Raw genomic sequence first — 13,154 nt, 5'->3', positions numbered from 1 at the left:
AAAAAATGATAATTTTGTTTAAAACAAGAAAGTGACAAGATTGTAATCCTGAGCGAAGTTCAAGGATAATTTTCAGGAGCTGATTCCTGCTATCCGCTGTATTCCCGATAAACAAAAACTACGGCTAAAAAGCCTTGTTTTTCTAAATCGGGAGATGCCGCTTCTATCAGGGCTAGAACTCTTGGTTTCATAAGAACGTTATTTATTAAAAAATCATATACTCAATAAAAAAGATTCAACAATCAGTTTTCACAATCGTAACAAAACTTGAAACCTGAAACTTGACACGAGGCTTTAGCCGAACTGACGAAGTAAACAAATTAAAACCTGAAACAAAAAACATGAAAAACATTGCCATCATCATGGGCGGCTATTCCAGCGAATACAAAATATCTTTAATCAGCGGGAATGTCGTGTATCAATATCTTGATAAAACAAAATACAACGGATTCCGAATTCATATTTTTAAAGAAAAATGGGTTTATGTAGACGATAAAGATGCCGAATTCCCAATCGATAAAAATGATTTTTCTGTAACGGTAAATGGTGAAAAAATCACTTTTGACTGTGTTTTCAACGCCATTCATGGAACTCCAGGCGAAGACGGATTAATGCAAGCTTATTTTGAATTAATCGGTCTGCCACAATCTTCTTGCGATTATTACCAATCGGCTCTAACATTCAATAAAAGAGATTTATTATCGGTTTTAAAACCATACGGAATCAAAACTGCAGTTTCTTATTATTTGAACAAAGGAGACGAAATCAATACAGCTGAAATCGTTAAAAAAGTAGGATTGCCTTGTTTCGTAAAACCAAACAAAGCAGGTTCTAGTTTCGGAATTTCAAAAGTAAAAACTGAGGCTGAACTTCCAATTGCTATTGAAGTAGCTTACAAAGAAGACAACGAAATCATCATCGAAAGTTTCCTTGACGGAACTGAGGTTTCTGTAGGCGTAATCAATTATCAAGGCGAAATTAAAGTTCTTCCAATTACAGAAATCGTTTCAGACAATGATTTCTTTGATTACGAAGCAAAATACGAAGGAAAATCACAAGAAATCACGCCAGCAAGAATCTCTGACGAACTAACCAAGAAAGTAGCAGATACAGCAAAACGTGCTTACGAAGTTTTAAAAATGAAAGGTTTCTCCAGAAGCGAATTCATTATCGTAAATGACGAGCCTCACATGCTTGAAATGAATACTATTCCAGGTTTAACAACAGAAAGTTTGATTCCGCAACAAGCAAAAGCAGCCGGAATTTCTCTGGAAGATTTGTTTACAAATGCAATTGAGTTAGCTTTAGCTTAAAGATACTAAGGTTCTGAGATTCTAAGACACTAAGATTTCAGAACCTTATTTTTTTAAAAATCAAACTAAACAAAGTGAGGTAAAAACCTTTTTACTTTAAACCTAAAAACTTAGCATCTTAGAACCTTAGCACCTCAAAAAAAATGAAACAAATCTTTGAATGGGATAGACTCTTTTTTAACAGCTTGCCTGAAAGTTTTCTTCTGGAAGTAATATTCCGTTCAACAGTAATGTTTACCATTTTGTTGCTGACCTTAAAACTGGCAGGAAAAAGAGGCGTAAAACAATTATCGATTTTTGAGACAGTAATTATCATTGCATTAGGTTCTGCAGCAGGAGATCCTATGTTTTATGAAGATGTTGGAATTGTTCCCGCAGCAATTGTTTTTACTACCATAATTATTTTATATCGCTCTGTAACCTGGCTTACAGGAAAAAGCAAAAAGTTTGAAGAATTTATAGAAGGTAAAACAGAGTGTTTGATTAATGACGGAAAGTTTTCTGTTTCCACTTTCAAAAAAGAAAGTTTAGCACAAGACGAATTCTTCGCAGAATTGCGTATCAAATCAATTGAGCATTTAGGACAGGTAAAACACGCTTTTATAGAAACCAGTGGCGAAATAAGCGTTTTTTATTACGAAGACAAAGAGGTGGGATACGGATTGCCCATTTTGCCGTCATTATTCTATGCAAAAAATAAATTCATTCCCTCTGATGGTATTTATTCCTGTAGTTTCTGCGGAAATACCGAAGAACAAAAGAAAGGAACAGCAAATTGCCGAGTTTGCAAAAAAGACGAATGGGTTGAAGCAATAAACACAAAAAGAATAACATAACATATAAATCTCAAACAAAGCTTCAATTAATTTCTAAAAACTTTGCGCCTTTGTGCCTTTGTAGCTTTGAACCTTAAAAAGAAAAAAATGCGAAAAGCCATATTCCCGGGATCATTTGACCCTATTACACTTGGACACGAAGATATTATCAAAAGAGGAATTCCTTTGTTTGATGAAATTGTAATTGCGATTGGTGTCAATGCCGAAAAAAAATACATGTTTTCGTTAGAAGAAAGAAAACGCTTTATTGAAGAAACTTTTAAAGATGAACCAAAAATTTCCGTTATTACCTACGAAGGATTAACAATCGATTTAGCTAAAAAGGAAAAAGCCAACTTCATTTTAAGAGGTTTGCGTAATCCAGCCGATTTCGAATTTGAAAAAGCCATTGCACATACCAACAGAAAATTGTCAAAGATAGAAACCGTATTTTTATTAACAGCTGCAAGTACTTCTTTTATCAGTTCAAGCATTGTACGTGATGTATTGCGTCATGGTGGCGAATACGAACAATTGGTTCCAAAAGCTGTTAGGGTTAAAAAGTAAAATGTTAAACAACAAAATTCACATATTTTTTAAAATAGTTCACGTACTTCTAATTTCAACCTACTTTAATCAACTACTCGCACAAAAGAGTATTGTTTTAAGAAAAGAAATAGAAAATTCTGAACAGTATAATTCCGAAGAAATCAACTTTATAGACACTGAAGATAACACATTATTAAGTGGCACATTCATTTTTCCAAAAACTGAATATTCAAAAATTGTCATCATAACACCTGGAAGCGGAAAAGACACACGTAATTCTCATTATAAATTAGCCGAAGAACTATTAAAAAACAATATTGGAGTTTATCGTTTTGATGACCGTGGTGTTGGCAAATCTGGTGGAACGGTAAATTTTAGTGTAGACCAAATTATTCGGGATTTGTATTGTGTTTATAAAAATATTAGAACAATTCATAGCTTATCAAATAAGAACATTGGAATTTTAGGACATAGCTTAGGCGGAATTGCTGCAATTGAAAATCACCAGAAAGGAATCAATCCAGACTTTATTATACTCCTGTCTACTCCAGTAGAAAAATATGGAAAGTTTAAGAATCCCCAATTTTCTTCTAAAAATAATAATTCAAAGTCAAAGGTTAGCGCTTTGAATATATTTGAAAACATAGATATCCCTTTATTGTTTATTGCAGGAACTAATGATACATTTTTTAATACTGAAAAAACTATAAATCTTATAAATGCATTAAATAATAAAAAAATAAATACAACAAGCTTAAAAGGATTGGATCATTTTTTAACGAAAGGTAAAGATGATTGGAAACAAACAAAAGATTATCATTCGATATATGAAATTGATAAAACAGCAGTTGATACAATTGTAAAGTGGATTCAAAAAACATGATTTAAAATTTTAAGTAAAACACCATTTAAACATTAACTTGCAATCAAACCAAATTATAAGTAATTTCGCATTTTAAAATAAACACCAAAAAATGAGCATCGAAAGAGAATTAAGCAAACGAAGCGGAGCTAAATGTGAGCTTTGTGGCGCTGAAGAAAATTTAAAAGTTTATCAGGTTCTGCCAACTAAAAAAGGCGGAATCGATGAAGCTATATTAGCCTGTAATACCTGTATTGACCAAATTGAAAATCCCGACAACGTCGATTTAAATCACTGGAGATGCCTTAATGACAGCATGTGGAACGAAAATATTCCGGTTCAGGTTGTGGCCTGGAGAATGTTAAGCCGTATGCGAGCTGCAGGATGGCCTCAGGAATTGCTGGATATGATGTATTTAGAAGAAGATATTTTGGAATGGGCAAAATCAACCGGAGAAGGCGAAGATGACGAAAACAAACTGGTTCACCGCGACAGCAACGGCGTAGTACTACAACATGGCGATTCTGTTGTTTTAATCAAAGATCTTAAAGTTAAAGGTTCAAGTATGGTTGCCAAACAAGGAACTGCCGTTAGAAACATCCGTTTAGATCACGAAAATGCTGAATATATTGAAGGAAAAGTTGATGGACAACAGATTGTGATTATTACACAATATGTCAAAAAAATATAATTTTTTTTTAGTAGCAAAGGTACAGAGTTACAAAGTGACAAAGGTTTCTCTCTTAAACCAAAATAACATGAAACTAAACAAAAAAGCTGTTCAATAGAACAGCTTTTTTTATGATAGTGAAATAAAGTTCAAAAAACTTTGTCCCTTTGTAACTCTGTACCTTTGAACCTTAAAAAAATTATTTCTGGAATAATTTATTGATTTGATCTTTTACGAATGGCTCAGAAACATTATTTGTATCAGCGTCTCTTTCTTTGCTTGAAACCATGAACTGTACAGTTGCTTTGTCCGGAACTACATTTGAAGTATAGTGTAACCAAATGTAATTGTTTGGTAATTCTAATTTGATATCATACAAAGGTGTTGCAGTAAATCCTCCAACAATAATGCTGTAAAGGTTGTTGTATGCATTATCAATGTTTTTGAATGAAAATTTTCTTAGGTTTGAAGAATCCTCATCATTTTGGACAATAGTATAATACACCGTGTACTCATCTCCAATTTTTTGGATGTAATTGTTATTTACTTTTCCTAATTTCTCAACAGGAACTGTTTCCAGAACCTTAACTTGGGCAAACGACACAAAGCTAAAGAACAGAACGGCAATGGTAATAATGTTTTTCATAATGAATTTGGGGTTTACAATTTTACTGTAGCAAAAAAACATAGAAATATTGAAAAAACACCTATCAAATCATTATTTTTTTAACATAAAATTGTAAAACTTAGCCATCCAAACCTAAAACACTGAAATACAAATAAATAAATCTAAAATCTAAAATCAGTACTTCCCTCTTTTCTCCTCCTCTACTTTTTTAATGACATTTCGGGCCACTTCAATTTTAAACTTCTTGCCTTTCATTTTTTCATCTTTGATATTTTTCAAAAGGTCTTTTACTTTATTAAATTTTACCGCCGCAAACGAAACAAAATCTTTTACTTCAATTAATCCTAAATCCTCTTTTTCCAGTTTCCCTTTTTGAGAAAAGAAACCTACAATGTCAAATTTATTTAGTTTGGTTTTCTTTCCGCCACTGATATAGATAGTTTGAAACTGAGGCGGATTTGGCAAGGAAACTTTTCCCTCCACATCCAGGACTTCCATTTCATAATCAATATAATCCAATTGTTTTTCACTTTCGTGAATGATAATATACGCCGTTCCCGTTGCCTGCATACGGGCTGTACGTCCGTTACGATGTGTAAATTCGTCTTCTTTTAATGGCAAATGATAATGAATAACGTGTTTCATTTCCGGAATATCCAAACCTCTCGCAGCCAAATCGGTTGTAACTAAATAGGTCACACTTCCGTTTCTAAACTGAATCAAAGCACGCTCACGCTCTTCCTGATCCATTCCGCCATGATAATAAACCGAATAAATTCCTTTTTCGTTTAAAGTATCGCTGATTCGTTCTGCAGCATCACGGTGATTACAGAAAATAATAGCCGATTCTGATTTCAGTGAACAAATTAAATTGAACAAACTCTGTAATTTATCTTTGGCTGGCGAAAGAACCATTTTCATCGAAAGGTTCTCTTTTTCCTCTTCCTCCGGAATAAAGTCTAAAACAGTCGGATTTACAACTCTGGTATATTTTGGAATCTCAATATCAGATGTAGCCGAAACCAAAACTCTTTTGTTTACTTTGGCTAATCTTCCAATAATGAAAGACATTTGCTCATGAAACCCTAACTGAAGCGATTTATCAAACTCATCCAGAATCAAAGTCTGAATTTTATCAGTTCTGAAAGTTTCCCTGTCAATATGATCGGCAATTCTTCCGGGCGTTCCAATTAAAACCGCCGGCGGATTGCTTAAATTTTTGATTTCAGTATCAATCGAATGTCCGCCATAACAAATATTGACTTTGTATGGCGTTCCCATTTTTTTCCAAACCTGTTCAATCTGCAATCCTAATTCGCGGGATGGAACCAAAATCAGACATTGCACTGATAAAATTTCCGGTTGTAATAATTCTAAAACAGGAAGCAAAAACGCCAGTGTTTTTCCGGATCCCGTTGGAGAAAGTAATAAAACGTTATTATCGTGTAGAATTGCATCTTTTGCAGTTTCCTGCATTTCGTTTAGGCTTTCAATTCCTAAATTCGAAAGTATGTCGTTGGAATGGTGTTTTTTATTCATTTTGCAAAAGTAGGTAAAAAAGTTGTTTCAAGTTTTTCTTGTTTGCGGTTTCAGGTTTTTATTCGCAATCCGGATAGTTATCGGGAGCTAAGTTTTTTTATTTTTGATTGGATTTGGCTATTGATTGCCTGATTTTTTTTAACGCAAAGTGCGCTAAGTTTTTCTTAATTTTGATTGGGTTTGCCTTAGATAAGAACGCAAAGCTGTGCGCTAAGAACTTTGTCAAAGTTTTAAACTTTGACAAAGTTGAATCTCAAAACCTTTTTACTTTAAAAATTATGACATACAAACTTTTTCTTGACGATATAAGAGATGTAAATATGGTTTACAAGAATCTCACTAACAGTGATTTTGTCATAGTTAGAAATTTTGAGGATTTTAAAACTGTAATTATAGCAAAAGGATTACCTAATCTAATTAGCTTTGACAATGATTTAGGACTTGATGAAAATGATAATGTCGCCGAAGATGGTTACGCTTGTGCCAAATGGCTGGTTTATGAATCTGGAATTGATTTACAAAATTTAAAATTTAATGTACATTCTGCAAATCCTGTTGCCAGCCAGCAGATTCAGGGTTTACTTGATAATTATATTAGATATTTGAGATTACAATAGTATAGATTCAGAATCTTTGCCAGTAAAAAAATAACTATAAAAAGCAAGAATGATTTTCTTTGCGGGCACGGATTGCAAATCCGCGCTATCGGATTTACAGAATTTAAAATTTAATGTACATTCTGCTAATCCTGTTGCAAGTTTACAGATTCAAAGTTTACTTGACAATTACATTAAGCATTTAAAAAGTTAAAAAAATCAGCAAACTTAAAATGAAAAAAATAATTTTATTTATATTCTTTAATGTCCCTTATTTAATTCATTGCCAAGAGAAACCAATTGATTTAAAATATAAACAAGAAACTAAATTACTTCTAAACTATATTCTTAAAAATTATTTAGAAACCAATACAGTTATAGAAAAAAAAGCCAGCAGAGTTAATATACAAGATTGTCCTTCAACTTATGAATCTCCTATTCTATATAATAATGAAAAAGAGTACGTAGTAAAGTGCATTAATAATCCTAAAATTTTATATTGGCAAAAAGAGTATTTCCCAAATCTTAAAATTATAGAAAACGAAAAGATTGATAGTGTCTTTAATAATGCAAATAATGGCTGGAATGAATTTCATAAATCATACGGACATTCTCTAACCTCATTTTCTTCTCCAATTTTCCTTAGAAATTACCAAATTGCTATCATTAAATTTTCCATTACATCCGATTCACTCGCAGGTTATGGATTTGAAGCTGTTTTCACAAAAAAAGATAACGATTGGGTGATTAGCGCGTGCAGTTGGGATGATTAACCCCCGCTAGCGCGAGCGTCCCGCTCGTGAACACAATCTAAATCAATACAGTAAACGGACACGAGCGAGACGCTCGCGCCAGCGACAATAAACCAAATTAAAAAGCCTAATAAAAAACAAATTTTATTAGGCTTTTTCAAATTGTAAAAAGAACAACTATTTATCCTTCAATATCTTCTCCAAATACTCCACTTTATCTTTTTCAGCTTGAATTAAACGTTCATAAAGCTTTTTATTTTCTTCGTAAGATTCTATTAATTTATCTAATGGATTGAAATTACAATGATTATTAAATGTTCCAGCACTTTGATCTGTAAAATTATTGAAATAATTAATTGCCGCTTCGTCCGAAAAATTTTTCAGCGCTTCAACACTTACTCCTAGAGCTTTTGCAATTTGTTTTAGCTTTTCATCATCTATCGTTTCGCTGTTTTCTAAAGCAGATATCGCCTGTTGGTTTGTTCCTAAAGCCTGAGCCAAAGCTTCTTGCTTCATGTCACGAAGTTCACGAATTCGGCTTATTTTTCGCCCTATATGGCTTGGTTTTGCAAGTGCGCTCATAATTCAAAATATTACTTATTAAACAAAAATACGATTTTTGAGACATGAATAACTAAAAATAAAAAATTATACCAGCTCAAAAAATCAAATAACAAACATAAAATTAATTACTATTTTTCTGACTTCTTCTAAAAATTATATATTTGGGAAACACCAATAATTATCTAATCAATACAATGAGAGCCAAAAATATTGATGAATACACCATTTTTAAAGTTCTGTATTCTTTCTTGTTCGACAAACAAAGTCACAGATGGATACAAAAAGAAATTCTGGGTATTCCTGCCAATGCAAACGGAGGCGGATATGTTACTATGGATATTCTGCACCATTTTAATATCAGAAATGAACACAAAGGTTTGCTAAGCAAAGATTACAGCAACATTTTGGTTTTAGATGAAAATGCAAGACAGCTTATTGAAAGTTTTATCGAAACACGAAGCGAAGCCAAAAACCTCATTGAAAGAAAACCAATAAATCCGAATAAAAAGGATACAGAAAGAAATGCAACAGTTAAGGTAAGAGTATATCAGGATGTTTTAAAAGAATACTTACTGGAAAACTACAATCATAAATGTGCCTTTTGCGAAATTGATCAGCCCGAATTATTAATTGCAAGCCATATTGTTCCCTGGAGTATCGATAAAACGAAGCGTTTAGAGCTAGAAAATTGCATTCTTTTGTGTATAATGCATGATAAATTGTTTGACAAAGGCTTTATAACGCTAAACGAAAACGATGTTCTGGTTTCTAAAAAACTAAAACAAAGTGTAAAATGTCATACTACAGCTCTTTCTTTTAGAAAACCATTACAAAATCCTCCTAAAATTGAATATTTGAAATGGCACCAGGAGTTCATTTTTAAAAAATAGTCTGTTACACAACTTTTATATTTAGCTACTATTTTTCTCACTTATTTTAAAAATCCTATATTTGAAAAGATCAATTTTATAATTCTAAAAAATCATCAGGAAATGGGACTATTCAACAATCTTTTTAAAAAGAAAGAAGAAAACACAGAATCAACTACTAATCAACAAAATAACAGTAAACACTTTGTATCTGAAAATGATTTTTTAGAAAAATATGGCGCTTTGGCTTTAGAAAAACAAAGAAATCTTTTTGAAATAACGGGCGGACTTTCCTGGAATGTTGACATGGATAAAGAAGAAATAACTTTTGGAGACAATCTAACTTTTCCAATGCAGGTTTTGGGTTCCTTTTCGCATTCTTCTGAAACCTGGCTTTGGCTTTGGGAAAATAAAGCGGGCGGTTATGCAGAATCTGTAATGAAACAGGCACTTTTATTGAAACAATATGGAGAAGAAAATAATATCGATTTACTAACCGTTGGAAAATTTGACGCCGTTCCGAATGATTTACATTTAATTGGAATGATTGCAACCGAAATGTTTGACGGAAGCGGTTATTATCTTGGAAATTACGGTCAGGGAACAATGGTTGTTACCATTAAATCTGATAGAATTGATAAAGTTGAAAGCGAAGAATTCTCCAGAATTACAACTGTTTTTCCAGAATTGATTTCGACATTTGAAATTCAGAATCATAAAAATGCTTTTACCCATTATCTTTCTCAAAAAGGTTACGAACTGACTTCAAACGGAAATGAAATTAAAGCAGAAAAAAATGGAAATACCATTAATGCTGTTTTTAATGAAGATAATCTTTTGACAAATCTAAACGGTAATAATTCTTAAGATTCTAAACATTCTTTTAGAACTGATTGCCCGCGTGAGGGATAGAAGTTAGCTACCGAAGTAGCGCGGATAGCCCGACAGCAATAAAAAAAAGACCCAATGAACGCAAAGTTGATTGGGTCTTTTTTTTATTGGTGGCACGCCCTAATTTTTAAGATTCTGAGGTGCTAAGGCTCTAAGATACTAAGTTTTTTTAAATGCTGGATCTAAGATTCTAGGTTTTCTTTTTTTGTCTTGAAATCTACTGGAACGCTTTTATCTTCTTCGAATAACAATTTGATGTTTTCGTAGGAGTTTTTAAGAGCTTCTTTGATTTGTTCCGGGTTTAGCCAGGCTACTTTTTCAATTCCTTCTTCTAATTGTCCGTGTGGTGTTCCTTCAAAATCAGACTGCATTTCGAACCAATGCGTGATTTTAAGTTTGTATTTTCCGTTGCGTTTAAAGATATGATACGTTTTTTGAAGTTTATTCGTTATCCTTAACTGATTTACTCCGGTTTCTTCTTCGACTTCGCGCATTGCAGTCGTTTCAATGTCTTCTCCCTTCTCTATTCCGCCTTTTGGTAAGTCCCATTTTCCGTTTCTAAAGATAAACAGAACCTCTCCTTTCTTATTATAGACAAAGCCTCCGCCCGCTTTATTCACAGGGATTTTGGCTTTAAGGGTTTTCATCATTTCACTTTCGTCGGGATGATATAGAATAGCTTTTTGAATTTTATTTTGAAAAATTTTTATGATAAGCTGTTCGATATCAATACTCTCCAACAAGAACAATTGGAAATCTGTTTCCTTTGAGATTTCATTTGTCAAAAAAAGTGGTTTGTCGTTTACAAAAACTTTATACATTTGTACTATGATTTTTAATAAAGATACTGCCGAAAAAACAGCCGAATTGCTTTTGCAAATAAATGCAATTAAATTGAATCCCGAAAATCCTTTTACATGGGCTTCTGGTTGGAAATCCCCTATTTACTGTGATAATAGGTTAATTCTTTCATTTCCGAGCATCAGAAACTATGTTCGTGATGAATTTGCTAAAAACATCGAAAAACAATTTGGAAAACCTGATGTGATCGCTGGTGTTGCTACCGGAGCCATTGGAGTTGGAATTTTGGTTGCCGAGAGTTTAGGTCTTCCGTTCGTATACGTGCGTCCGGAACCGAAAAAACACGGTAGACAAAACCAAGTGGAAGGTTTTTTACAAAAAGGACAAAATGTGGTAGTTGTAGAAGATTTAATTAGTACCGGAAAAAGCAGTTTAATGGCTGTGGAAGCTTTAAGAAGCGAAGGTGCGAACATTAAAGGAATGGCAGCTATTTTTACTTACGGTTTTGGTGTTGCCGAAGAAAATTTTAAAGAAGCGAATATTGATTTATTTACTTTAAGCAATTACGAAAACTTATTAGACTTAGCAGTTCAAAAACAATATATTACAGAAGACCAGCAATCGACTCTGTTAGAATGGAACGAAAGTCCATCAACATGGGGACAGGAATAGATTTTAGATTTTAGATTTTAGATTTTAGATTTTAGATTTTAGATTTTAAAGTCGCTTTGCTCCTTTTGGAATTTGGGATTTAAAAAATTGGGATTTTATTTAAAGTTTTAGCTTTGCGAACTTAAATTAAGGTCAAAGTAAATAAAAAAACCTTGCGCCCTTTGCGGTAAAAAACATTTGCAGTAAACATTTGCGGTAAAAAATAAAAAAACAAAAAACAATATGAACTTAGAAAGTCCAAAAGTTACTGTTCAGAAATCAGCTCAGGATTTATTTGATCAACTGACTGATGTCAAGAATTTCGAAAAATTAATGCCGGATAACATCGCTAAATTTGAAGTAACTGGCGAAGATGCTTTTATTTTTGGATTGAAAGGAATGCCTGAAATCAAATTAAAAATGAAAGAAAAAACAGCTCCAAACAAAATTATTTTAGGCGCTGCAAGTGATAAACTTCCGTTTACACTAACTTCAAACATTGACACTATTTCTGATTCAGAAAGTGCGGTTCAATTGTTCTTTGAAGGCGAATTTAATGCAATGATGGCTATGATGGTTAAAGGTCCAATCAGTAAGTTCATTGAAACTTTAGCAAACAATATGAACAAATTATAATGGCAAATTGTAAATTGTGAATTATAAATAAAAGCCTGATTTAACGATCAGGCTTTTTTTGTTATTGCCACGAAGACGCTAAGGCACAAAGTTTTTTTCTCGCAGATTTGGCTGATTGAGCAGATTTATTTTTCCCAAAGACGCGAAATCGCAAAGATTTCATAAATACCTTAGACGGACTGCAGTACGTGTCTACAGAAAATCTTTGTGCCTTAGCGCCTTTGTGGCAAAAAAAGCAACTTAGTAAAGCATTTTTACTTCCTTAATCTCAAACTCCGCAATAGAATCATCTTCTAATAGAACCTGCAATTTTCCAATTGGAGAAACGCCTTGAATGATTCCCATGAAATTTTGGTCCTTTAAGTTTTTAAAAGGCATTGGAACTCCTTTTTTAAACAAAGAATTAAAATACTTTTCCCATAAATCTTTGGCAGAAGTCTGCCACAATTCAATGTTTTCTTTTATTTGATCAACGATTAAAAAAGCGATTTCTTCCTTATCAAAAGATTTACCTGAAATTACGGCAAGAGAAGACGCAGTGGGCAATTCGGTAAAATCGGTTTGATTGACATTAATTCCGATTCCGACAACTGACACGATTCTGCCATCACTTTTGATGGTGTTTTCAATTAATATGCCAACTAATTTCTTATTGTATGACAGAATGTCGTTTGGCCATTTTATACAGATATCAGGAATATTTAAAGATTTTAAGACTTCACTGACCGCTAAAGAAACTACAACGCTCAAATTAAAAACCTGCTCATTATCAAACAGAAAATCTTTCACCAATACACTCATAATTAAGTTTTTACCAATTTCAGACTTCCACTTCCCTCCCATTTGTCCTTTGCCTTTTGTCTGATTTTCAGCTGTTACCGCGGTAAAATTCTCCAGTTCATCCTGACTTGACAAAGCTTTCAGGAAGTCATTTGTTGAATCTATGGCATCGAGTTTGATTAGTTTCATTAAAACAATTTAAATAACTTAATTTAATATTTTGTTAAGGATCAAAAAT

Annotated in this window: 16 protein-coding genes; 11 read left to right on the top strand and 5 right to left on the bottom strand. The window is 32.9% G+C overall.

The genetic code is table 11. From position 1 onward, the window contains the following. Window positions 1-341: 341 nt before the first annotated feature. From ACFS3A_RS03540 to ACFS3A_RS03520, 5 genes are all read left to right on the top strand, one after another. Window positions 342-1,313 carry a D-alanine--D-alanine ligase gene (locus ACFS3A_RS03540; protein WP_379823949.1) on the top strand — a complete coding sequence of 324 codons (972 nt, stop codon included), beginning with the start codon at window positions 342-344 and terminating at the stop codon, window positions 1,311-1,313. Window positions 1,314-1,456: 143 nt separating this feature from the next. Beyond that, window positions 1,457-2,149 carry a DUF421 domain-containing protein gene (locus ACFS3A_RS03535; RefSeq protein ID WP_379823948.1) on the top strand — a complete coding sequence of 231 codons (693 nt, stop codon included), beginning with the start codon at window positions 1,457-1,459 and terminating at the stop codon, window positions 2,147-2,149. A gap of 87 nt (window positions 2,150-2,236) precedes the next feature. Beyond that, window positions 2,237-2,695, top strand: a complete 459-nt coding sequence (gene coaD / locus ACFS3A_RS03530) for a pantetheine-phosphate adenylyltransferase (RefSeq protein WP_379823947.1) — start codon at window positions 2,237-2,239, stop codon at window positions 2,693-2,695. A 1-nt stretch (window position 2,696) separates the two neighbouring features. Beyond that, on the top strand, window positions 2,697-3,560 hold the full coding sequence (locus ACFS3A_RS03525; RefSeq protein ID WP_379823946.1) for an alpha/beta hydrolase: 864 nt from the start codon (window positions 2,697-2,699) through the stop codon (window positions 3,558-3,560). Between the two features lie 91 nt (window positions 3,561-3,651). Further along, the gene (locus ACFS3A_RS03520) at window positions 3,652-4,230 is read left to right on the top strand and encodes a PhnA domain-containing protein (RefSeq protein WP_379823945.1); all 579 of its coding nucleotides are present in this window, start codon (window positions 3,652-3,654) and stop codon (window positions 4,228-4,230) included. 178 nt (window positions 4,231-4,408) lie between these two features. Here the strand turns inward: ACFS3A_RS03520 and ACFS3A_RS03515 are convergent, their stop codons facing one another. Together ACFS3A_RS03515 and ACFS3A_RS03510 are read right to left on the bottom strand one after the other, a co-directional pair. Continuing rightward, on the bottom strand, window positions 4,409-4,855 hold the full coding sequence (locus tag ACFS3A_RS03515; RefSeq protein ID WP_379823944.1) for a hypothetical protein: 447 nt from the start codon (window positions 4,853-4,855) through the stop codon (window positions 4,409-4,411). 156 nt (window positions 4,856-5,011) lie between these two features. Beyond that, window positions 5,012-6,376, bottom strand: a complete 1,365-nt coding sequence (locus tag ACFS3A_RS03510) for a DEAD/DEAH box helicase (RefSeq protein WP_379823942.1) — start codon at window positions 6,374-6,376, stop codon at window positions 5,012-5,014. A 278-nt stretch (window positions 6,377-6,654) separates the two neighbouring features. Here ACFS3A_RS03510 and ACFS3A_RS03505 point away from each other — a divergent pair, with 278 nt between their 5' ends. Next, window positions 6,655-6,993, top strand: a complete 339-nt coding sequence (locus ACFS3A_RS03505) for a cyclic-phosphate processing receiver domain-containing protein (protein ID WP_379823941.1) — start codon at window positions 6,655-6,657, stop codon at window positions 6,991-6,993. Between the two features lie 212 nt (window positions 6,994-7,205). Beyond that, window positions 7,206-7,745 (top strand): hypothetical protein, encoded by a 540-nt coding sequence (locus tag ACFS3A_RS03500; protein ID WP_379823939.1) that lies wholly within the window; start codon window positions 7,206-7,208, stop codon window positions 7,743-7,745. Window positions 7,746-7,901: 156 nt separating this feature from the next. On the opposite strand, the gene ACFS3A_RS03495 is transcribed toward ACFS3A_RS03500, so the two are convergent. Then, entirely contained in the window at window positions 7,902-8,306 is a 405-nt protein-coding gene (locus ACFS3A_RS03495) for a helix-turn-helix domain-containing protein (RefSeq protein ID WP_379823938.1), read from the bottom strand. Window positions 8,307-8,449: 143 nt separating this feature from the next. On the opposite strand from ACFS3A_RS03495, the gene ACFS3A_RS03490 reads away from it, so the two are divergent. Together ACFS3A_RS03490 and ACFS3A_RS03485 are read left to right on the top strand one after the other, a co-directional pair. Continuing rightward, window positions 8,450-9,178 carry an HNH endonuclease gene (locus tag ACFS3A_RS03490; protein WP_379823937.1) on the top strand — a complete coding sequence of 243 codons (729 nt, stop codon included), beginning with the start codon at window positions 8,450-8,452 and terminating at the stop codon, window positions 9,176-9,178. Between the two features lie 102 nt (window positions 9,179-9,280). Continuing rightward, the gene (locus ACFS3A_RS03485) at window positions 9,281-10,024 is read left to right on the top strand and encodes a DUF6882 domain-containing protein (RefSeq protein WP_379823936.1); all 744 of its coding nucleotides are present in this window, start codon (window positions 9,281-9,283) and stop codon (window positions 10,022-10,024) included. A gap of 206 nt (window positions 10,025-10,230) precedes the next feature. Here ACFS3A_RS03485 and ACFS3A_RS03480 read toward each other — a convergent pair whose 3' ends face one another. Continuing rightward, a complete protein-coding gene (locus ACFS3A_RS03480) occupies window positions 10,231-10,869 on the bottom strand; it encodes an NUDIX hydrolase (RefSeq protein ID WP_379823935.1) in 639 nt (212 codons plus the stop codon). Between the two features lie 7 nt (window positions 10,870-10,876). Here ACFS3A_RS03480 and pyrE point away from each other — a divergent pair, with 7 nt between their 5' ends. Further along, window positions 10,877-11,521: an orotate phosphoribosyltransferase gene (gene pyrE / locus ACFS3A_RS03475; RefSeq protein WP_071637185.1), complete on the top strand. Its 645-nt coding sequence runs from the start codon at window positions 10,877-10,879 to the stop codon at window positions 11,519-11,521. A gap of 222 nt (window positions 11,522-11,743) precedes the next feature. Further along, window positions 11,744-12,136 carry an SRPBCC family protein gene (locus ACFS3A_RS03470; protein WP_379823934.1) on the top strand — a complete coding sequence of 131 codons (393 nt, stop codon included), beginning with the start codon at window positions 11,744-11,746 and terminating at the stop codon, window positions 12,134-12,136. A 240-nt stretch (window positions 12,137-12,376) separates the two neighbouring features. Here ACFS3A_RS03470 and ACFS3A_RS03465 read toward each other — a convergent pair whose 3' ends face one another. Continuing rightward, entirely contained in the window at window positions 12,377-13,105 is a 729-nt protein-coding gene (locus ACFS3A_RS03465; protein WP_379823933.1) for a biotin--[acetyl-CoA-carboxylase] ligase, read from the bottom strand. Window positions 13,106-13,154: the final 49 nt, after the last annotated feature.

This window comes from Flavobacterium notoginsengisoli, assembly GCF_042686225.1.
GTDB lineage: Bacteria > Bacteroidota > Bacteroidia > Flavobacteriales > Flavobacteriaceae > Flavobacterium > Flavobacterium notoginsengisoli.
This window is presented reverse-complemented; position numbering and strand designations above follow the sequence as displayed.